Source organism: Bacillus sp. DB-2 (assembly GCF_003315125.1).
GTDB classification, from domain to species: domain Bacteria; phylum Bacillota; class Bacilli; order Bacillales; family Bacillaceae_G; genus Bacillus_A; species Bacillus_A mycoides.
Window position 1 is genome coordinate 63,518 of record NZ_QNRN01000011.1, and the last position, 20,672, is coordinate 84,189.

32 protein-coding genes and 2 pseudogenes are annotated in these 20,672 nt (G+C 32.2%); 16 read left to right on the plus strand and 18 right to left on the minus strand.

The window, feature by feature from the left end:
- Positions 1–49: 49 nt before the first annotated feature.
- From DET63_RS19025 to DET63_RS19050, 6 genes are all read right to left on the minus strand, one after another.
- A complete protein-coding gene (locus DET63_RS19025; RefSeq protein ID WP_002084959.1) occupies positions 50–445 on the minus strand; it encodes a hypothetical protein in 396 nt (131 codons plus the stop codon).
- Between the two features lie 92 nt (positions 446–537).
- The gene (locus DET63_RS19030) at positions 538–780 is read right to left on the minus strand and encodes a GlsB/YeaQ/YmgE family stress response membrane protein (RefSeq protein ID WP_002013368.1); all 243 of its coding nucleotides are present in this window, start codon (positions 778–780) and stop codon (positions 538–540) included.
- A gap of 124 nt (positions 781–904) precedes the next feature.
- Positions 905–1,870, minus strand: coding sequence for a nucleoside hydrolase (locus tag DET63_RS19035; protein WP_113937510.1), 966 nt, complete (start codon positions 1,868–1,870; stop codon positions 905–907).
- 77 nt (positions 1,871–1,947) lie between these two features.
- On the minus strand, positions 1,948–2,136 hold the full coding sequence (locus tag DET63_RS19040; RefSeq protein WP_002013371.1) for a DUF3970 family protein: 189 nt from the start codon (positions 2,134–2,136) through the stop codon (positions 1,948–1,950).
- Between the two features lie 69 nt (positions 2,137–2,205).
- Positions 2,206–2,991: a class I SAM-dependent methyltransferase gene (locus DET63_RS19045; protein ID WP_113937511.1), complete on the minus strand. Its 786-nt coding sequence runs from the start codon at positions 2,989–2,991 to the stop codon at positions 2,206–2,208.
- A 227-nt stretch (positions 2,992–3,218) separates the two neighbouring features.
- The gene (locus DET63_RS19050) at positions 3,219–3,557 is read right to left on the minus strand and encodes a hypothetical protein (protein WP_016101211.1); all 339 of its coding nucleotides are present in this window, start codon (positions 3,555–3,557) and stop codon (positions 3,219–3,221) included.
- Between the two features lie 484 nt (positions 3,558–4,041).
- Between DET63_RS19050 and DET63_RS19055 the strand changes: the two genes are divergently transcribed.
- From DET63_RS19055 to coaW, 8 genes are all read left to right on the plus strand, one after another.
- Positions 4,042–4,194 carry a YqbF domain-containing protein gene (locus tag DET63_RS19055; RefSeq protein ID WP_078179002.1) on the plus strand — a complete coding sequence of 51 codons (153 nt, stop codon included), beginning with the start codon at positions 4,042–4,044 and terminating at the stop codon, positions 4,192–4,194.
- Positions 4,195–4,362: 168 nt separating this feature from the next.
- Positions 4,363–4,797 carry an exosporium protein ExsC gene (exsC, locus tag DET63_RS19060; protein ID WP_113937512.1) on the plus strand — a complete coding sequence of 145 codons (435 nt, stop codon included), beginning with the start codon at positions 4,363–4,365 and terminating at the stop codon, positions 4,795–4,797.
- Positions 4,798–5,089: 292 nt separating this feature from the next.
- On the plus strand, positions 5,090–6,292 hold the full coding sequence (locus DET63_RS19065) for an MFS transporter (protein WP_113937513.1): 1,203 nt from the start codon (positions 5,090–5,092) through the stop codon (positions 6,290–6,292).
- A gap of 165 nt (positions 6,293–6,457) precedes the next feature.
- Complete coding sequence (locus tag DET63_RS19070; protein WP_113937514.1) at positions 6,458–6,760, plus strand: hypothetical protein; 303 nt, start codon at positions 6,458–6,460, stop codon at positions 6,758–6,760.
- Positions 6,761–6,938: 178 nt separating this feature from the next.
- Entirely contained in the window at positions 6,939–7,307 is a 369-nt protein-coding gene (locus DET63_RS19075; RefSeq protein WP_113937515.1) for a hypothetical protein, read from the plus strand.
- A gap of 176 nt (positions 7,308–7,483) precedes the next feature.
- Positions 7,484–8,683, plus strand: a complete 1,200-nt coding sequence (locus DET63_RS19080) for an LL-diaminopimelate aminotransferase (protein ID WP_113937516.1) — start codon at positions 7,484–7,486, stop codon at positions 8,681–8,683.
- Positions 8,684–8,738: 55 nt separating this feature from the next.
- Positions 8,739–9,137 carry a 3-hydroxyacyl-ACP dehydratase FabZ family protein gene (locus tag DET63_RS19085; protein WP_113937517.1) on the plus strand — a complete coding sequence of 133 codons (399 nt, stop codon included), beginning with the start codon at positions 8,739–8,741 and terminating at the stop codon, positions 9,135–9,137.
- Positions 9,138–9,164: 27 nt separating this feature from the next.
- Positions 9,165–9,986, plus strand: a complete 822-nt coding sequence (coaW, locus tag DET63_RS19090; RefSeq protein ID WP_113937518.1) for a type II pantothenate kinase — start codon at positions 9,165–9,167, stop codon at positions 9,984–9,986.
- Positions 9,987–10,001: 15 nt separating this feature from the next.
- On the opposite strand, the gene DET63_RS19095 is transcribed toward coaW, so the two are convergent.
- From DET63_RS19095 to DET63_RS19120, 6 genes are all read right to left on the minus strand, one after another.
- Positions 10,002–10,511: a 2'-5' RNA ligase family protein gene (locus DET63_RS19095; protein ID WP_113937519.1), complete on the minus strand. Its 510-nt coding sequence runs from the start codon at positions 10,509–10,511 to the stop codon at positions 10,002–10,004.
- Positions 10,512–10,628: 117 nt separating this feature from the next.
- Entirely contained in the window at positions 10,629–11,108 is a 480-nt protein-coding gene (locus DET63_RS19100; RefSeq protein WP_113937520.1) for a CcdC family protein, read from the minus strand.
- Positions 11,109–11,140: 32 nt separating this feature from the next.
- Positions 11,141–11,812 (minus strand): DUF4052 family protein, encoded by a 672-nt coding sequence (locus tag DET63_RS19105; RefSeq protein ID WP_000783094.1) that lies wholly within the window; start codon positions 11,810–11,812, stop codon positions 11,141–11,143.
- Positions 11,809–12,681, minus strand: a complete 873-nt coding sequence (locus tag DET63_RS19110; protein ID WP_012261132.1) for an ATP-binding cassette domain-containing protein — start codon at positions 12,679–12,681, stop codon at positions 11,809–11,811. The genes DET63_RS19105 and DET63_RS19110 overlap by 4 nt, the downstream gene beginning before the upstream one ends.
- A complete protein-coding gene (locus tag DET63_RS19115) occupies positions 12,678–13,058 on the minus strand; it encodes a GntR family transcriptional regulator (RefSeq protein ID WP_000805182.1) in 381 nt (126 codons plus the stop codon). The genes DET63_RS19110 and DET63_RS19115 overlap by 4 nt, the downstream gene beginning before the upstream one ends.
- 175 nt (positions 13,059–13,233) lie before the next feature.
- Positions 13,234–13,827, minus strand: a complete 594-nt coding sequence (locus DET63_RS19120; protein ID WP_113937521.1) for a DUF4825 domain-containing protein — start codon at positions 13,825–13,827, stop codon at positions 13,234–13,236.
- 441 nt (positions 13,828–14,268) lie between these two features.
- Here DET63_RS19120 and DET63_RS19125 point away from each other — a divergent pair, with 441 nt between their 5' ends.
- Genes DET63_RS19125 through DET63_RS19155 form a run of 7 tightly spaced genes read left to right on the plus strand, consistent with a single transcriptional unit; the run spans position 14,269 to position 15,424 of the window.
- Positions 14,269–14,409, plus strand: a complete 141-nt coding sequence (locus tag DET63_RS19125) for a YrzI family small protein (protein ID WP_000156202.1) — start codon at positions 14,269–14,271, stop codon at positions 14,407–14,409.
- Between the two features lie 27 nt (positions 14,410–14,436).
- Positions 14,437–14,580, plus strand: a complete 144-nt coding sequence (locus tag DET63_RS19130; RefSeq protein WP_000142704.1) for a YrzI family small protein — start codon at positions 14,437–14,439, stop codon at positions 14,578–14,580.
- A 26-nt stretch (positions 14,581–14,606) separates the two neighbouring features.
- Positions 14,607–14,750 carry a YrzI family small protein gene (locus DET63_RS19135; protein ID WP_000668987.1) on the plus strand — a complete coding sequence of 48 codons (144 nt, stop codon included), beginning with the start codon at positions 14,607–14,609 and terminating at the stop codon, positions 14,748–14,750.
- A 26-nt stretch (positions 14,751–14,776) separates the two neighbouring features.
- Complete coding sequence (locus DET63_RS19140; protein WP_000668953.1) at positions 14,777–14,920, plus strand: YrzI family small protein; 144 nt, start codon at positions 14,777–14,779, stop codon at positions 14,918–14,920.
- Between the two features lie 26 nt (positions 14,921–14,946).
- The gene (locus tag DET63_RS19145; protein ID WP_002120145.1) at positions 14,947–15,090 is read left to right on the plus strand and encodes a YrzI family small protein; all 144 of its coding nucleotides are present in this window, start codon (positions 14,947–14,949) and stop codon (positions 15,088–15,090) included.
- 25 nt (positions 15,091–15,115) lie between these two features.
- Positions 15,116–15,256, plus strand: a complete 141-nt coding sequence (locus tag DET63_RS19150; RefSeq protein WP_000672237.1) for a YrzI family small protein — start codon at positions 15,116–15,118, stop codon at positions 15,254–15,256.
- Between the two features lie 27 nt (positions 15,257–15,283).
- The gene (locus DET63_RS19155; protein WP_002065956.1) at positions 15,284–15,424 is read left to right on the plus strand and encodes a YrzI family small protein; all 141 of its coding nucleotides are present in this window, start codon (positions 15,284–15,286) and stop codon (positions 15,422–15,424) included.
- 222 nt (positions 15,425–15,646) lie between these two features.
- Here DET63_RS19155 and DET63_RS19160 read toward each other — a convergent pair whose 3' ends face one another.
- Positions 15,647–16,732 carry an AI-2E family transporter gene (locus DET63_RS19160; protein WP_000837889.1) on the minus strand — a complete coding sequence of 362 codons (1,086 nt, stop codon included), beginning with the start codon at positions 16,730–16,732 and terminating at the stop codon, positions 15,647–15,649.
- Between the two features lie 149 nt (positions 16,733–16,881).
- On the opposite strand from DET63_RS19160, the gene DET63_RS19165 reads away from it, so the two are divergent.
- Positions 16,882–17,703: an HNH endonuclease gene (locus DET63_RS19165; RefSeq protein ID WP_000189680.1), complete on the plus strand. Its 822-nt coding sequence runs from the start codon at positions 16,882–16,884 to the stop codon at positions 17,701–17,703.
- 228 nt (positions 17,704–17,931) lie between these two features.
- On the opposite strand, the gene DET63_RS30465 is transcribed toward DET63_RS19165, so the two are convergent.
- From DET63_RS30465 to DET63_RS19185, 5 genes and pseudogenes are all read right to left on the minus strand, one after another.
- Positions 17,932–18,024, minus strand: coding sequence for a putative holin-like toxin (locus DET63_RS30465; RefSeq protein WP_001289318.1), 93 nt, complete (start codon positions 18,022–18,024; stop codon positions 17,932–17,934).
- A gap of 143 nt (positions 18,025–18,167) precedes the next feature.
- Positions 18,168–18,281 (minus strand): annotated as a pseudogene (locus tag DET63_RS19170) (alkanesulfonate monooxygenase); the annotation flags it as partial.
- Positions 18,282–18,498: 217 nt separating this feature from the next.
- Entirely contained in the window at positions 18,499–19,227 is a 729-nt protein-coding gene (locus DET63_RS19175; RefSeq protein ID WP_002127829.1) for a hypothetical protein, read from the minus strand.
- Positions 19,224–19,813 (minus strand): annotated as a pseudogene (locus DET63_RS19180) (TetR/AcrR family transcriptional regulator). Before DET63_RS19180 ends, DET63_RS19175 begins: the two are co-directional and overlap by 4 nt.
- 247 nt (positions 19,814–20,060) lie before the next feature.
- Positions 20,061–20,570 carry a ribonuclease FAU-1 family protein gene (locus DET63_RS19185; RefSeq protein WP_001038143.1) on the minus strand — a complete coding sequence of 170 codons (510 nt, stop codon included), beginning with the start codon at positions 20,568–20,570 and terminating at the stop codon, positions 20,061–20,063.
- Between the last annotated feature and the right edge of the window lie 102 nt (positions 20,571–20,672).

Genomic DNA, 20,672 nt, shown 5'->3' on the forward strand with positions numbered 1-20,672 from the left:
TATAATTAAAAAAGCTGCCCTATTAAAGGACAGCTTCAAATATGTATTTTTACACTTCGATAGATTTACCGTCTTCAACGATATGGTAAAGTAAGTGCGCTAAATGATGAATTGGACCATTTTCTTCCTCTTCTTCATTTGTCTCACCTTGGAATTCAAGATCATTTAAGTATAGTGCTAAAAATTGATAGAACAATTTCAAATCAAATCCGTAGCAAGCACTTGGTTCTTCATGATCTCCTTCATATTGTAACATTAAGTATTGCTCATTTCCTTCTGTATCTTCAGCATCAAAGAATACGAAGAAACCAACGTTTGTATCTAAATCAAATAGATGACGAGTACCTTTTTCTGTTGCTTTCTCGAAGTCCTCTTCACTTAATTTATGTACTGTTGTTGCCTTTGCATTATCCTCTTGATGAAAATTTACTGTAAATGATTTCAATGCTGACACCTCCTGTTTGTATAACAGTAGCATAACAGATTAGACAACATAATACAAAGGGACTGCTTACAAATGTAAACAGTCCCCTGTATTCATTTCCGCATTGCACGGAATATAAAGCTTACGATGAAAATCAAAACAATCGCGCCTATTAAAGCCGGAACAATCGCATATCCGCCTATAACAGGTCCGAATTTACCAAGTAACGCTGTACCAAGCCAAGAACCGACAATACCAGCAATAATATTACCGATTACACCGCCAGGTACATCCTTCCCAGTAATTAAACTTGCAAACCATCCTAATATACCACCAACGATTAAAGACCAAATCATATCATTACCTCCTTTATTTTTGAACGATAAAAATTATAATCAGAAACAATTGCTTACCATTAGTTATGTTTCATTTTTCGTAAGTTATTCGTCTTATGAAAATCATTCAAATCTGCTCAACCTTTTAAGGACAATCTGGCTTCAATATTGTTCTCATAAATTCGTCTTTAAACGCTTGATAATTGAATTCAACGGCAATTCTTTGTATAGGACGATCATCAAACCTCGTCGGCTCAGCTATTTTTCTAAAATCTGCAACACTTTGACCTCTCGTTACATCATTTGTCGTACTTATCCAAACTGCTGATTTTTTATATTCAAAAATATCATCATTTATAAATGAAATGAACGGAAGTAAATCGTGAATCGGACTCCCACCAATACCTGGATATTCTTTTTTGTAAAAGTTCTCGTAATAAAAATCAATCATTGGCTTAATAAGTTTCGCTTGCCCTGTTCCTTCTTTATCAATAATATCGACCATTTCAGGGGTAATAAGAGCACGCTGCGTTACATTTAACGGATATATAGTAGCATTCTGCGCATATTTCATAACGATATTCGCGGCAATTGGATCGCCGTAAAAATTAGCTTCTGATACAGGTGTAACGTTTCCCGGAAATAGAAAAGCACCGCCCATTATATAATAAGAACATACTCGATTCATTAAATTGGGGTACAATAAAAATAATGTTGCAAGTGTTGTTAATCGTCCCGTCGCGACTATAATAACATCTTCTGGACAAGGCTCAATTAATTTAATCAATTCACAAAAATTTTCTCTGTCACAAATTCTCATTTTCGGTGGAATAATTGGACCTAAACCGTGCTCCCCATGAATTTCAGGGAAAAACAAAGGTTCTTCAGCTGTCATTGGTCTACTGGCACCTTCAATAATCTTCACTTTTGTAGCATAGTATCTTTCTAAAAAATAAACATTTTCCGTAACAATTTCTCTTGATACATTTCCGTACTCTGCAACGATACCGATAATATCTAATTTGCATGTTTTATTCGCATAAATTAACGTTACTGCATCATCAATACCAAAATCTCCGAAAAAGATTATTTTTTTATTAACTTTCCTCACCCCTCTTCAGCATAATCTACTATCATTATTATGCGAAAAAGACAAGGCGGTGAAACAGAGACAATTAAAAAAGCCGCCTATTTATTGGCGACTTCAATCTTTTTATAAGATAAATATGCTAGTACACTTTTGCTTGAATCATATTTCGGATTATTCCCTTTTCTCGGTTCTCTCATATGTGTTTTTTCAAACCCAGGAATGTCAGGCATTTTCTCTAAAAATTCAAGCATCTCTTCCTCAGTTCCCTCAATACGTACACGAATCATTATTACTATTCCTCAATTCTCATTTTCTCTGTACTAAGTATATCGTACATTAGAAAGACTGCAAGAAATTTATCTTTTTAATGTTGAACTTTTTTTACATACGAACAGTGCCATTTCAGTATAAAATGATTCTATTTTATTGTTTCCAAATTGAATTTTGAAAAATCCTTGCATTTCATTTGATGTTTTCATCATACACTCTGTTAACTTTACACGTTTTTGCATAGGAACATCCATCATATCGCACCACCAATCAAAATCGAACTTCTTGTCAAAAGTATGACATGACTGCATTTGCAAACCATGTTTTTCTAATAAAGTAATCCATTCTGTTTTTTTCAAAGCTCGTTCATGGCTTGGATCTCTCTTCTTTTCGATAAAGTTATAAAATGTATCAAACTCATTATTTTCTGGTGAAACGTTATCAATTAATATAAATAACCCATTATCTTCTAACGTTCGATTTACTTCAAAAATAAATTGCAAAGGATCAACAAAGTGATGTGCTGCAATTCGGCATGTAATTGTATCAAAGGATTCATCAGCAAATGGTAACCTTTCTGCATGTCCTGCTACAAATGATACATTTTCATGTCCGTTCCCTTCTATAAAACCTTTTGCTTTTTCTAACATTTTTTCTGTTAAATCAAGAGCGACTACCTCTTTGAACATTGGGGCTAACAAATTAGCAACATGTCCGCCACCAGTAGCAATATCAAGAAGACGAGTATTATGACGAGTTTCAACTTGCTGAACTACATATTGTAAATCCAGTCCTTTTGCATGAATTTTACTTTTCACATACTTCTCTGCATTACTACCAAATTGTTGTTTCACAAGTTCTTCTTTACTCACTTTTATCATCTTCTTTCTATAAAGTATTATATTTAATTTATAAGTTCTCTTTATATAATTTCAAATCCTCTTTTAGCTTAGTCTCGTCTCTTGTATTAGAGACCTTCTATCAAAAAAATTTAACTCTTTTATTTTTAAGCACAAAACAAAAAAAGTTATGGGTAATTATCCCACAACCCTACAAAGTATCTCTTATATTTGAGGATCTTCTTACACGTCTAAATAACTTAATCCCCCTGTAACTTCACAATAACTTCTACTTCGCTATTAGTAGCCTCTCTTGCATGCAATCCATATTGGTCCATGCCAATCCATATCCACCCAGGACTATCATAAAGAATATCTATGTTGAAATGCTTCAACTTAGTAAGCTCTGACCTAATAAATTTATCCCTACTAGCGATTTCCTTATCAAGCAAGCCATATTCTTTCCCATTTTCAAATAGCGCTATCATCTTTCCTGCAAGTGGATGTATACGAACAATAAAGTGATATTCTTTTTCATTTATATTCGCTACAATCGTACTAGAATCAGGTACATCACATCTAGAATTCGGCATATTCATATCGGTCATCTCCTTTATTGATTTCATTAATATCATAACAGATTAATATTTAGATATTATTAATATAATGTAAAAAATATAAAAGCTGACTTCCCTTTAGAAATCAGCTTTTATACATTGTTTATCTTTAAACTTTTTACAAATTTTATAATGTTTCTTTCTCTTCATCATTTCCGGAAACTAAATCTCCTAAAACATCCACCGTAACTTCAACTACAAATTCACAAATCCCTGCTACAACTTCTCCAATTACTTCCTCCATCTTTCTACCCCCTTGTTTTATGGAACCTATTTGTAGTATAGAAGATACTGGTTAATTTTAACTATCGGCAAAGGTGACAAAAACATTACAGATTTGTAAGCTGTTTCAATATTTTTTTGAATTTATACTTCTCCCCTTTGAAACTTTAAGTATTATTAACAACCAGATAGGTCATCATAATATAAAGTATTTAAGAATCCTAATTTAAAGGGGGCGTGTAAAATATACTACGTAAAATTAATTAAAGGTCAATCTTTCTATGCTTTTGATCAACGATTCTTAGTGTCTCATGAAGAAGAGGTTTCAGAAAAAATTTTTAATTACTTACGCCGGAATGAATTCTTCGAAGTACGTAAAGAAGAATATTCCGCCTAAAGTATGAAAAGCATCAAAAAACGACTCTCATAATTGGGTTTTTCTTGATGCTTTTATATTATCTCCCTTTATTCAACATTACTCCTCAATTCTCTTAAAATCTTATAGTATATGTCCAAGCTAATTCATCGTTACCTTCATATTTTAGTATATGAGGAGGTGACGAATATGACTCATATCATTGATTACCAAGCTACTCAACCTTTAAATAAAACCGGTGAAACAACTTTTGCAATTCCCCATTCCCCAGAAAAAGCAATTCTAGCAAATATTAAATTAAAAATTTCAAGAAGAGATGCACTTAATAATCGAGTAGAATTAATTGCTACAGTTGGGGTTGAAGGTATAACTGAGATTTCACAAGTTTTATTCCGAATTTTCCGTGACAATACAGAAATTTTCAACGCTCAAGTAGGGATTGAATCTACAGATTCTGAGCAATTTTACGCGCAAACATTTCAAGCTATAGATCAAAATGTTAGCTGCGGGACTCACGAATATTCATTAACTGTAGAAAACCTTACTAGTGGTGCAAGTGCAGACATTGTTGGTCCTCTGTCTTTTAGCGGTTTAGCTATTGGACAAGATCATAAGTGTTGCTAATTTAATCTATTTTGGTTTTTTGAGAAAAGTAAGACGTATTATCTGCGTTCTTACTTTTTTTATTTTCCCCACACTTACCTTCCCTTTGAATTTACTTGTGAATTTTTTGTATTTTTAGTTACCCATTGTATCACTTAATTCATCATTTTTTACAAATCAAAAAGATTGAAATCCATTAATGAAACACGTAATATAGACTCTGACTCTAAAAAAGTTCGTTAAAAATAATACATAAAATAAGGAGGTTTTATATACGAGTTTTTCATTTTAAAAGACAGAGAGGTTTTACATTATGTGGCGTAATAAAAATGTTTGGATTGTGTTAATTGGGGAGTTTATTGCCGGTCTAGGGTTATGGCTTGGTATTCTTGGTAATCTTGAATTTATGCAAAAATACGTCCCTTCTGATTTTATGAAATCCGTTATATTATTTATCGGACTGTTAGCTGGTGTTCTAGTCGGTCCAATGGCTGGGCGTGTTATTGATCAATATGAAAAAAAGAAAGTTCTTCTTTACGCTGGCTTCGGTCGTGTTATTAGTGTTATTTTCATGTTTTTCGCTATTCAATATGAAAGTATCGCTTTCATGATTGCATTTATGATTGTACTTCAAATTTCCGCAGCATTTTATTTCCCTGCATTACAATCTGTAATTCCACTCATCGTTAATGAACATGAGCTATTACAAATGAACGGTGTACATATGAATATTGGTACAATCGCTCGTATTGCAGGCACTTCACTAGGTGGCATTCTTTTAGTTGTAATGAGTTTACAGTATATGTATGCCTTCTCAATGGCAGCATACGCTTTATTATTCCTCTCAACTTTCTTCCTACAATTTGAAGATAAAAAATCTGCTACATCAAGTAAACAATCAGCTAAAGATAATAGTTTTATGGAAGTATTTCGTATTTTAAAAGGAATCCCTATTGCTTTTAAAGCACTTATATTAAGTATTATCCCTCTTTTATTTATAGCTGGATTCAATTTAATGGTTATTAACATTAGCGAAATGCAACATGACCCAACAATTAAAGGATTCATATATACAATTGAAGGTGTAGCGTTTATGTTAGGTGCATTCGTTATTAAACGTTTATCTGATCATTTCAAACCTGAAAAGTTACTATATTTCTTCGCATTTTGTACCGCTTTTGCACACCTTTCGTTGTTCTTTAGCGATATTAAATGGATGGCACTTGCCTCATTTGGTTTGTTTGGATTTAGTGTCGGCTGCTTCTTCCCTATTATGTCGACAATTTTCCAAACGAAAGTCGAAAAAAGCTATCACGGACGTCTCTTCTCATTCCGTAATATGTTTGAAAGAATTATGTTCCAAATTGTCTTACTCGGCACAGGCTTCTTCTTAGATACGATTGGATTACAGTATATGGTTCTAATTTTCGGAGTCATTTCATTGTTAATTATATTTATTTCCCTATCTAAACAGAAACGATTTGAAAAACAAACGTCGCAATCTGCAAATTTATAAAACTAATACTTCTTAAGAATGGATCCCGTATTTTACTGGGTCCATTCTTTTTGAATTTCAAGGATTAAAATCTATTCTCTTTATGTAGTTCAAATATTTAAAGGATTATCCCCTACTACTTTCGAATAAAATAAATTATAGATTTTTCAAAAAGGAGCTGTGGAAATGTCTGATGGCATCCAATTATTAATTACCCTTCTGTTTTCATTCATTATGTTTGGCGCCCTTAATTTTTTAGCCATTTCCCTATCCCAAAATAACTTTAAAAGAAGAATTGTTGCAGGTTTCTTATTTTTACTGTTAACTCCCATTATCTTTTTGACTACTACAGCATTCACCTCTATATTCGATAAAGGTGGATTTGGCGCAGCTAACCTAGCCTTTATTATTGTAAATATGTATGTTGTAAATGGAATTGTCATTCTTCTTTCCGCTTCATTTATCCTCAAAAGACATAACATAAGATAGACCATTAGGCATGAATCTGGCATTACACTAGATTCATGCCTTTTTATTTTGAAATCCCACCCTTCTCCAAATTTTTATGTGAAATTTATTAATTCTTTATAAAAATTTAAACTTTATTCATTACAATATTCCTATCGTATTCGCACGTTTATAAAAACTAATAAGAAAGGAGTACACAATGAAAAAGCTTCTATTTATTTTCCCTATATTAATCGTTCTACTTAGTGGATGTAGCAATAATGATATATACGGTTCTTGGGAAGTCATTGATAATAAAAAAGGTGAATGCCCTGTGTATTATAAATTTGAAACAGTTGTAAAAGAAGAAAAGAAAGAAAAGGTTGTTCACAATTTAGTGGAAATGCAAACAACAACTAAAAAAGAGGATTTATTTAAAGGATCGTTTGTTAAAAATTCTAACGTGTATCGTATTGATTATGGTAACTCGTTTACATCAGATCAATCTTTAAAAGTTGTCGATAATGAATTAAATGTATACTTTTTTACAACTGAAAAAACATGTACATATAAAAAAACAAACAATTAATCTTCATTTATAACGTAGAAAATATTTTCTACGTTATTTTTATATTCCCCCTTATTATCCTCCCTCTAAATTTGTCAATCATTTTAATTTTCATAAAAAAATGATAAAATGTAAACATGTGTTTTCAGAATAATTAAAAATACAGAAAGAAAACACTGTTTTTAGGAGGGGTTTTGATGACTTACACTTTAGCAACTAGAATGAAAGCATTCCAATCTTCTATATTTAGTGAATTAGGCGCCTATAAAAAAGAGAAAATTACAGCAGGTCATAAAATGATCGATTTAAGTATCGGGAATCCTGATATGCCTCCTGCTGATTTTGTGAGAGAAGAAATGGTACATACAGCAAGTGCAAAAGAAAGTTACGGATATACATTATCTGGTATTCAAGAATTTCACGAAGCTGTAACTGAATATTACAACAACACTCATAACGTTATTTTAAATGCCGATAAAGAAGTTTTATTATTAATGGGTTCACAAGACGGACTCGTTCATTTACCGATGGTTTTTGCAAATCCGGGAGATATTATATTAGTTCCTGATCCAGGATATACGGCTTATGAAACAGGAATTCAAATGGCCGGCGCAACATCTTACTACATGCCATTAAAGAAAGAAAATGATTTCTTACCTAACTTAGAAGTTATCCCTGAAGAAATTGCCAATAAAGCGAAGATGATGATTTTGAACTTCCCAGGGAATCCAGTTCCAGCAATGGCTCATGAAGATTTCTTTAAAGAGGTAATCGCATTCGCGAAAAAACATAATATTATCGTTGTCCATGATTTTGCTTATGCTGAATTTTATTTTGATGGCCAAAAGCCAATTAGCTTCTTATCTGTACCTGGCGCAAAAGAAGTTGGCGTTGAAATTAATTCTTTATCTAAAAGTTATAGTTTAGCTGGTAGCCGTATTGGTTATATGATTGGTAACGAAGAAATCGTCGGTGCGCTTACGCAATTTAAGTCTAATACAGATTACGGCGTGTTTTTACCAATTCAAAAAGCTGCATCCGCTGCATTGCGACACGGCGCTTCGTTTTGTGAGAAAAACCGTGGAATTTACCAAGAACGTAGAGATACTTTAGTAGATGGATTCCGCCAATTTGGTTGGAATGTCGATAAACCAGCTGGAAGTATGTTCGTTTGGGCTGAAATTCCGAAAGGATGGACCTCTTTAGAGTTCGCTTATGCACTTATGGATCGTGCGAATGTCGTTGTCACACCAGGTCATGCATTTGGTCCTCATGGCGAAGGTTTTGTTCGTATTGCACTCGTTCAAGATAAAAAAGTGTTACAACAAGTTGTTGAAAACATTAGAAATAGTGGTATTTTTTCTCTTGAAAAAGTAAATGAATTAGTTAAAAATTAATGATAACTCCCCTGCTTAACTGTAGCAGGGGTATTATTATTCCTGGAGGTACGATATGAATATTAAAGATACTCTTCCCCATCGCTATCCATTTTTAATGATCGATAAAATTACAAACGTTACAGAATCTCAATCAGCTACAGGATACAAACTGATCACAAATAACGAGTGGTTTATTAATAAAAATCAAAACTATATGCCTCATATGCTAATTGTAGAAGCACTGGCTCAACTTAGTGCTTTTGTAAGTACAGGTGAATCTGAAGGTCTTGGTTTCCTCTCCTCTTTAGATGGGGTGGAATTTCATGAAAATGCGTATCCCGGTGATAAACTTGACTTACATTATGAATTAACACGTAACAGACGAGGTTTTGTTCTTGGGAAAGGAATTGCCTCTGTAAACGGTCAATCAATCGTTACCATTGAAAAGCTATTAATATATCAAGCTGATTAAACAGATCACATAGTAAGGGGTAGGAAAATGCGGAATGTTGTTGGTATTGATGCTGGGGGAACATTAACAAAAATTGCTTACTTTAACGAAATGAACAAATTAGTTTTTAAAAAATTTTATTCATATGAACAAGAAAAAATTAAAGAATGGCTTCATAATAATAATTCAATTACACAATTATGCATTACAGGTGGTAAAGCTACACAGTTAGAACAACTCCTTTCAAGTTCATATAAAATAGTAGAATTAAACGAGTTTGAAGCTACTTTAGCAGGAGTACGATACATACTAAAAGAAGAAAAACGTGCTATAAACAACTTTGTATTAACAAATATCGGTACAGGTACTTCCATTCACTATGTTCACGACAAGCAATATGTTCGCGCTGGTGGAACTGGAGTTGGCGGTGGTACTATTATGGGTCTTTCAAAACTATTAACAAATATAGATCATTTTGAAGACGTGATTCCGCTTACGAAAATTGGTTCAAGAAACAGTCTAGATATTACAGTTGGAGATATTTATGGCGGGATTCTCTCCCCTCTTGATAATAACTTAACTGCTAGCAATTTCGGAAAAGCGACCATTACAGACTCAAATTATAGTAGTTCAGATATACTAGCTACCGTTCAAGGACTTGTCGGTGAAGTCGTCACAGCACTAAGCCTTCAATTCGCCGAAGCAAAAAACATTGACCATATCATTTACATCGGTTCTACTCTATGTAATAACGTACATCTTCAAAATATTATAAGTAGCTATACAGAATATCAAAACAAAATACCTGTCTTTTTACAAGACGGCGGTTATAGTGGTGCGATTGGTGCTTTACTTCATAGTTCGAAATAAAAAAGCTGACTTTTGTCAGCTTTTTTGCAATGGTACTTCAAATTCAATAATTGATTCTCCATTCTCACCAATTCGTTCCACACTAATTCTATCAATTACACAATTTAACTTCTCATGAAAACTAGGAATATCCTTCGCTATTTCAGCCGCTAACTCCGCGCTATCTTTTCTCCCAACTGTTACATGTGGTATGTATGGAATGTCTCTTTTCAAAAATCGTAATAAGGGGCCTGTATACAATTTATCATGTAGTTTTTCTATTTGTTCTTTTCCTTGCTCAATTTCTAAAAATAAATAGCCTCCTATACTAGTTACACCACTTGCAAACTTAATCTCAATTGTACCTATCCCTTTTGCTAGATTCGAAATATGTGATTTCAATTCATCATTTGAAATATTACCTTCAAAAGGAAATACAATTGTTATGTGGGGAGGAATTAAACCAAATAAAGGATCGTGTATTTCTCTAATACTTTCTATCTCATCAGTAGACATGTTAGTTAGAAAAAGTAAAATTGTACGCATTTTTATATCCCCCACTCTCCTCAATTTTTTATATTTATCATATTGCATGGTAGTTTGCACTTCAACAAGTTATTTCACTTACATAGAAAAATAAAAAACTTCTCAAATGAGAAGTTTTCATATTGCATGATTATTATTTTCCCGCCAAACTTTCCTGAATTTTATATAACAAGCAATTCTCCACGGAATAATATAAGACACCGCAACGACGTAAAATAATAAACCAATTATTTGCGGATCTAAGCCAACGATATATTGTCTTGAACTATATCTTAAAATAACAATTCCGATAAAAGTAATTAAAAAGGCAGCACTTTTTTTCGTATAAATGTTTCCGTCTTCTCTTCGCTCATAGTTTGTTAGAAATATAAGTGGGATTGCGAAAATCACCCCACTGGATGCTGCTATAGTCACTTGTAATATAGCTGGATGTACTGGACCAAAAAACAATAAAATACCCGGTGTTAAAAATAGTAATGGCCACAAAATACGTTTTCCCGTTCCCTTTATCGGCTTATACATAGAACGATATCGTCGCCAAAAAATTAGCAGTGCCACGCATAAAAAGACGGTTATTAGTGAAGAAGTATCTCCCATACAGTCTTCCTTCTCTCTTAAAGTATTTGTGCTTAAATCGTATCCTCAAAAGAAACTTTACGAATAAATAGAGCGCTAATTATAAAGTATATTAAAATAAGCACTATCGAAATTGATATAAAATTGGGTATATCAAGTAACGATTTACTATCAATAAATACCAATTCTTTCAAACCTACCTTACCATAAATTGTACTCGTCAACCCCAAGAAAAAAATCACACTAAAAGCAAAGCCTATCCAATTAAATCTTTTCTGAAAAATAGTTGTTAATTGAAATAAGCTAGCTAATAATAGATAGAACACGAACTGTGCAAAGAATTGTTCAATTGTATGTGCTCCTAAATTTATATGTTTCGTTTCATAAAATGTACCTTGTAAAAGCAAAACTTGTAGAAATGAAAAAATTACTGATTGTAATATGATAAAACATACTGAACCAATAAAGAATTGTAATCTAGTAACGCCAAATGAGACAACTGTACGAAATATGTCATCTTGAACAAGAAAAACACTTGCCACAATAAATATTGCAATTGCAATAGATGAATTATTGAAGATATCATGTAAAAATGCTACCTTTAGTCCCTTTATATCAGTTGCAGTTGTTGTCCATTTTATAAGTAATGCCACACACCAAAAGATAAGAATAGCCTTATAATGAAATTTCATATGTAACTTTAATTGTTTTAAAAGCATTTTCATTTCACCTCATTATCTGTTAGATAAATAAATAGTTTTTGCAGTGTTACTCTGCCTATTTCTAACCCTTCAGTTTCTATTAGCTCATAATCTCTAGCAGAAAGATCTCCCCATATCGCAGAAATCTCTTTATTCCCATACAACTCTTGTTTTACAACATTTTTCCCCATTAAAAAATTTGTCACTTTATCTTTATGTCCTGATATTATGTGTCCTTTTTCTAAAAAATCTTCCACAGAGGATTGAACAGCTAATGATCCTTCTTTTAATATGATTACATTTTCTATAACATGGGACACTTCCTCAACTAAATGTGTTGATAAGATGATTGTTCGTGGATATTCACTATAATCTTCCAATAATAATTCGTAAAACAACTCTCGATGTGCTGCATCTAAACCGGTAGTCGGCTCATCAAAAATAGTAATTGGTGCTCTACTAGCTAAACCTTTAATAATACCAACAATTGTTTGCATACCATGGGATAAATCATAATATTTTTCTTTTGCATTCAATTGAAATTTTTTAATAAGTTCCTCAGCATATTCTTGATCCCAATTTTCATAAAACATGTTACACAAATAAAAAACATCTTTTACCTTACTACTTAAATTAATGTTTTCTTTCACCTTTACGAAACAAATATTTCGCATCGCTTTACTATTTTCAAATACATTTTCACCAAATACAGATACGCTTCCACTACTTGAAATAATCTGACCTGCGAGTATGTTTAATAAAGTTGTTTTCCCCGCTCCGTTTCTTCCAAGCAAACCATATATTTTATGCTCTTCCAATGAAATAGTTACTTCGTTAACAGCTAATTTCTTTTTATATTTTTTAGACAAGTTTTTCGTTTCAAGTGCAATCATCCCTCTTTCCCCTCCTTCGTAATTTTGTGTATCATGTCCATCAATTCGTCTTTTGATATTTCTAGTACTTTTGCTTCTTCCCACACTTTAGGTAAATACTCAGTCATAAAAGTATTTTGTCTTTTTTTTAGTACGACTTCTTTTGCTCCCTTTGTAACAAACATCCCGATCCCTCTCTTTTTATATAAGATCCCCTCATCTACTAGTAGATTTACTCCTTTTGCAGCTGTAGCCGGATTAATTTGTAACATCTTCGCAAATTGATTTGTCGACGGGACTTGTTCTTCTTCAAGTAATATGTCTTTTAAAATATCAGATTCAATTGTTTCTGCAATTTGTATGTATATTAACTTATTTTGTTCTAGAGTAGGTTTCACGATTTCACCACCTTAGGTTCATAGGTTCATTACTTATGTAATTAACCATAGCACAACGTTATATTTTTTTCCATAATTTTCATCAAAAAAAAAAAAAGAATCATTCGATACTGAATGACTCTCTTTAAAAAATGTCCGTATTTTCAATCGTTAAATAACCATATCTTCCTCCATATCACTTAGATTCCCGCACAGGATGTTCATTAAAAAATTGCTTTCGAAAATCTTTATTATTAACTAGCTTTTCTATTTTTTCTTGATTACCGTAAAAGAAATTCATTACGATTCCCTTATTCCATATAAGATTATCCTTTGGTAAATCATTAAATTCTTTATACAGTATGGGTAAAAGTTCTTCTCTTTTTAATGCAAAACTTTGATTTTCAACCCGAAACTCATACCCTTTCGCATTCGGTACTAAAACTGCAAGATAAATAGCATTAAAGAGAAAGTTCTTTTTCATCGTATCCTTTTCGTCAAACCAATACGTCTCAATGATATCTTCTGTTAAGTTACCGTTCTTTTTCTCACCGTATTTCACCGCGATCTTCTCATTTTTCAAATTTATACTTTGAACTGTTTCACCACCAGGTAAGTTTGTAACAATCGCAATAACGTCGGAATTATTTCCAACGTATGTCCCCGTATATTTTTTAAAAGCCCCAGGTTCAATATGTGATATTTCTTTTATTTGCTCCCCATTAGAACAAGCAGTAACAACTAATAAAATTGTTAGCATAACACCTGCTATTCTATTCATATACTTCATTAGACACCCCCACGTTCTATTTATTATCCAATCCATACAATGTATCCTTTAAAAAGCCCTTTTAAATATACGCATTTTAATCAAAATTAAAAATTTTCACTTTTTATGTTTACAATTATCCATTAATTGTATATAATTACTAACGTAAGAAAAATATTCTAAAAGGAGGTCGAAGGAAATGATGAAATTACAATTACATGCTTTAACTTTAGCGTTAACTGCATCTGTGTTTTTCGGACAATTAAATATGAATTCGACCACCCTAATGGAGAATTAAAAATCGTACTTTATTTCTTTTAATTCATAAATTCGCCACAGGAGGTCGTATACTTTCCTGTGGCTTTTTCACGCCCAGCCATAGGAAAAAGATATCTTCCTGTGGCTTTTTTGTGCGATTTTTTAGTCTCATACATTATTTTTTAAAGAAAGGAGCAACATTCGATGACTATTAGCGTATTGTTTTTAAGTATTACGATTCAAAGAAATACACTTTCCAAAGCTGAAATTCTTCATAATGAGCAAATTACAAAAGCTATGAATGATGTTAAGGAGCGCCAAGTGCTTTATTGCGATCACCTGTAATTCCTTTTCGAAAGGAGGAATTCGTCCATGACTTTTCATATTTTCTTTTTTACGACAGCACTTCAGAAAAAAACGTTATCTGAAGCTGAAATCTTTCGTAAACAACAATTAAAACAAACTATGGATAAAATAACGGACATTAAAAGTTCGTATTATACACAAATGTATTAAATTTTTTTTAAAGGGGCAATATCCTAATGAAATTCAAAGCTTTCTTTTTAACTATCACCATTCAAAAACGTAAATCTTCAAAAGCTGAAATCTTACGTGAACAACAAATTAAAATTATTATGGACGAAGTAAAAGAGCGTCAGTCCTCTTATTACAATCGCCTTTACTAAATAAATTATAAAGGGGTAATTTCCTAATGAAATTTAAAGCTTTCTTTTTAACGATTACCATTCAAAAACACAAACTTTCAAAAGATGAAATTTCTCGTGAACAACAAATAAAAAACATTATGGATGATGTGAAAGAGCGCCAGTCCTCTTATTACAATCGTCTTTACTAAATACATTATAAAGGGGTAATATCCTAATGAAATTTAAAGCTTTCTTTTTAACGATTACCATTCAAAAGCGTAAACTCTCAAGAGATGAAATTTCTCGTGAACAACAAATTAAAAATATTATGGATGATGTGAAAGAGCGTCAGTCCTCTTATTACAATCGTCTTTACTAAATAAATTATAAAGGGGTAATATCCAATGAAATTCAGAGTATTATTTTTAACAATTACCATTCAAAAAAACAAACTGTCTGAGTCTGATATGCTTCATGACCGACAAATTGAGCAGGCTATGTACAACGTAAAAGAACGACAAAGTCATTATTGTAGTCACCTGTAATTCCTATTCGAAAGGAGGAATTCATGTATGAAGTTTCACCTTTTCTTTTTAACCATTACGATTCAAAAAGAAACTATATCTGCAAATGAAGTAAAACAAGAGGAACAGTATAAAAAGATTATAGATGAAATTCGTGATCGTAGAAGCAAGTACTACACTCACCTATAATTGTTTGAACTTATATTAGAAATGAAAGGAGTCGATTATGATGTTAATAACGCGGTGTAAAGAAATGATTTGGATAGTTCAGAGGGATTCCACATAGTTCATTTAACAAAAATTCACCGCCTGATTTGATGTGTAAAAAATATACAATAATAAGTATTTCATACACTAAAAAATAAAAGATACACCCCTTTTTATTAAGCGGTGTATCTTTCTCAACATATTCTATTTCCGTTTACTTCGTTTCGTCTTAAACAATCTCACTAAGTTCGAAACAACTGTTTTTGTTACCGCATAAGCTGGTACTGCTAAAATCATTCCGATAATTCCCGCGAAATTACCTACCCCTAAAATAAGGATGATAATTGTCAACGGATGGATATTTAATTTTGAACTCATAATACGCGGTGAAATGATGTTACTTTCAAACTGTTGTACGATTGTTACTATAATAATTACGTACAGAGCTTGCATCGGAGATACGAACAGACCTATAATGACAGCTGGTGCTGCTCCGATAAATGGACCTAAGTTCGGAATTATATTTGTAAATGCTGCGATAATTCCTAAAACGAAAGCATACGGTAAACCGATGATTAAATAACCAGTAAATGTAAAGGCACCAATAAACATACAAACGAGCGCTTGACCTTGAATATATGCAGATAATGTTTCGTTCGTTTCCTTTATGATACGAAGTCCTTCTTCACGGTAAGACTCTGGTAATACACTAACAGCTTTTCCTGGAAATGCATGTCCATCTTTAAACATATAAAATAAAATGAACGGTACTGTAAAGATAACTAACGCCACGTTCGTGATAATACCAAATAAAGCCGTTGCACTCGACGTAAGTGTGTTTGGTATTTCCTTTAAGTATTCAATTGCATTTTTCTCAATTGTCTCAATGGAAACGTAGTTTTGTGTAGATAGCCATTCAAATAATCTATGATGGGATAGATCTTGTATGTATACTTTTCCCTCTTTTATGTAAGTCGGCATATTTTTTACTAAATCCATTAACTGTTGTGAGATGGTTGGAACAACTACTCCAATAGCAACTCCAGTTAATGTGATGATAAAAAGATACAGTAGTAAAATCGCTAAACCTCTAGGTACTTTTTTATTCTCCAAAAAGACTAACAATGGGTTAAATATGAAGTATAAAAATAACGCGATTAAAATTGGGAAAAATAATGTTGATATGAAGATACCAATCGGTTGAAATAGAAACGATATTTTTGTGCAAATAAATATAATTCCTACAACCATCAGCACTTCTAATGTCCAAAAGTGCACTTTCGATTTCAAAAAAACGTCCTCCTTTAAACTAGCACTTCTCTTCATTGTACCAAATTAAACTTAGATTTCACATAATATTTTCCTTTACAATATTCCAAAATCCCATTAAATACACTACAATGAGATTACAGACAAATTTGCAGGTAAAGGTGATAAATATGACACAATGCATCATTTGCAGAAAAGATACGAAAGAACTTAGTGAACAATATGTCATTCCAGAGATATTATGTGGATATTATTTCATAAATTCAATTTGTGATTCATGTCATGAACATATGACAACAAATATTGATCGTCCTTTAATTAGACATAAATTAAGTCAATATAAGATTGAGCAAATGAAAAAACAAATCGATTCCCCTCTCTATACGAATGAACATGGTGAGGAGCTAGCAGCCGCTGAGACAGATGTAGTCGAAGTAAGTGATGAGATACTTTATTCCAATGCATTAATTATGAAACTATGTAAAAAGCACGATATTTCATTACATAATGAAATTTGGAAAGAAGAGCGCGTAACAAAAGTAGCTAGTTCTATTCAACGTGAATTGCTTTTAGATAACCGTAAATATAAAATGAGTGTATTAAAAATGGCTTATACTTTTGCTGTACAAACAATTGATGGCTACTTTGACGATCCAGATGCGATTGATATTTCTACCATTCTATTAAATGCCGATTTCATGGAATTAAAGGAAAAGAGTATCGTTCGTGACTTAAGCAAAAGCTCTTTATGGAATACATTAAATACAACGAGCGAAAACCATTACTTTATTTTACTTAGTGATAAAGACGGTCTATTCTGCTTCATTCGCCTATTTGATATTTTTGATGTTGTTGTTCATTTATCAGAAAAAAGATACAATCTTCCATCACCAATTGTCGGCGTAAATAATGTAGACAAAAAAGGATTTTTTGTGGAAAGTTTAAAACAGTATATGGATGGGCTATTTAAAGAAACTACACGTTCTATTTAATCCATATAGGAACATACGGTCTCCTTTCTTCATGAAAAGACACTGTGTTATAATGAGTGTGAAAAGAACAATACAATCACATAAAACAATTAAAACCTGTATATAAATAAAAAAGACTAGTGTGCGGCTACACACTAGTCCACGTAACTTAGCAGATTGGATTGTTCATTTATCCTATTTGTTTCGTACAAACACAACAACCCACTTTCTATAGGCATAGGTGGGTTGTTATTTTTTGAGCTTGTCAATTAAGACGACAATAAACGTTAACAATGCAATGAGAAACAGTCCACCTTGCAATAACAACGCAATTTCACTCACTTATTATCACCCCCCTCCTACTCGGAGAAGTGATAATTGAACAACCAACCGTACCATAAGTTACCTCTTAATTTTATCATATTTATTAATTGTTTACGATGAAAACCCGCAAGCTTAAAAACTTGCGAGTTTTTTATTTCTCACTATTTTTTTAAAGCATATGCATCAGCTATCATTTCACCAACGATTTTATTTTCTTGTTGCTTCTCGTCTTTTAATAAAGGGAATAACAGTTCTGCCACTTCTTCCCCCTCCTTGAACTGATTCATATAAATGAATGGATTCGGTTTTTCCAATCAGCGATACGTTATAGAATTAACTACATATTATAAAAACATTTCCTATAAGTTAACTAGTCTTTATTTAAAGACACATATGATTCGTTTGAACATCGTTACTGTTTGTTTGAAATACAGTTCGATTTATATTCATAAAAATTGTATATTTCTTTATTTGAAAGGTATTTTTCACTTACTATTTTTTATGGTCCTTAATCCGCTGTAACCAATAAGAAAACTCACATGCTAAATGCATTTGATGTGATTTAATAAGACTATTAGGACAAAGTGCTGGGAACTCAACAACTAGACTTACTTCTATCCCAGTATCAATATCTTTAAATTGATGCCGAACTCCACCAATAATAGTACCATCTTTCATACGTGCAACACCTGTTGATTGGTATTGGTAAGACTTATCTCTAGGTGTTTTCAATCCCGTTTCGTCACCAAAAACAATGAAAAATTGAACTGGGAACGGAGAATTACCTGTAGTTTCGATAACCTCTAATTCATTTTCCCCAAAGGGGCTTAGTACATAGTGATCAGGACAAGCCGATAAATTCACTTGATTATTTTCACGTGATTGTTCAAGCATAAAACTATCAATTCCATTTATAGCTTCTTCTGCTGTAATCCCATCTAAATAGATGCTTGTTTTTGAAAATTTTCGTCTATCACCAGATAAAACAGTACAGATACGCATACCTATTCCACTTAATCTAAGTTTTGATTTCAGTTTATCATACATTTCATTATATGAATATTTCAACTTTACTTCCGTTAGCTTTTTTATCATGACGTCTGTATCATTTATTTCAGGCCCTTTATGTCCTAATGTATTTAATGCTTTTTTAATACGTTCTCTTTTCCATTTTGTAAGTTGCTCTTGCGAAATATTGTTTCCATCGATAATAATCTTCATATACATTCACCTTCTTTTTGATCGTATCGTAGTGTAGTTAATACTAAATTAACCATTTCTTGCTTCGTATCTAGATTCAACTTTACTTCTGAATGAGCAATACTGCTAAGACCGTATAAAATAAATCCAGAAGCTAATGAGGAGTTGTCAGTATAAAAAATCCCCGTTTTCACTCCTTCTTCAATTACTTGTCGAATTAATGGTTGAATTCGTGTGAATAATTTCTGTTCCAGTTGAAAATGTTGTTCCGTCTGAAACGAACTCACATTTTTATAGGGTGCTAATTTTTCAATAAATGTCCAAAATATATCTAGAGAATCTTTCATCTTCTGCATTACAGACCGTTCATTTGAAATAAGTATTTCTTCAATTAACTCCATATTTTTCACAATGAAGCTATTTAAAGTCTCATCAACAAAATCTTCTTTAGATTTAAAGTAATAGTAAAACAACCCTGTTGCTACACCAGCCCGACTAACAACATCTTTTATGCTAAATCCTCCATACCATTTTTCATATATAGTTCAAAACCAATATCCATTAACTCTTGGCGTCTTATATCGGGTTCTTTTGATATTCTTTTCATACGTCATCTCCTACTATGTTTTTTACCACGACTGAATCTGATTCAATCATAAACGACTGAACTTGATTCAGTCAATCTTATTTGATAAATTTAAAAATCAATTTAGAAACTAAGCAACAAAATTCCTACAAAAAAAGAGTAATCCCAAGAAATATGCTTCTAACCTTAGATTTATCAAAAAAGTTAGATCATATAAAGACTACTCATTTTCATTAAACACGTATTCTCTTTTCAAATCGATTAAACTTTATTTTAGCCGCACCATTTCTGTCTCTACAATCATTTGAGGAAGCGACTTTTGAATTATTTCCTTTAATACATAAAGAGCTTCATCCACATAGCCACCTTCAAAACTCTCTAAGGGCTCAGGTAACTCATCCTCATCTAAAATAAAACATTCTCCACTTGGCATTACCATAATATCAATAATTAAGTCTTCAAATGACACTAGTTCGTCTGTTATTTGCGTATTTTTTACAACATTAAAATAAGCGCCTAAATACATTCCGTTCTTATCTCTCCATATGTATAAATTGTACGGACGATTTTCCCAGTAGTATGCAATGGTGTAACTTCCTTTTGGGATTGTTAAACTCGAATCATTTGTATTCATCGTAAATGAATACTGAACCTCATAAAATAACACGATACTTTGCGATTTCTTTTCAAGTATTAAGCAATTGTGATCTACTATTGTCGAGTCATATCGGATTTTTCTTTCTATAATTTCACTTTTAGGTGTTCGTAATTTATTCATTTTTTTGTTTCCCCTTATGCTATTTCTAGTCTTAATTATATCCGTTTATATAGCGATAAAGAAGTGTACGGTCTACAATTACACAATAAAACTCCTTCTTAT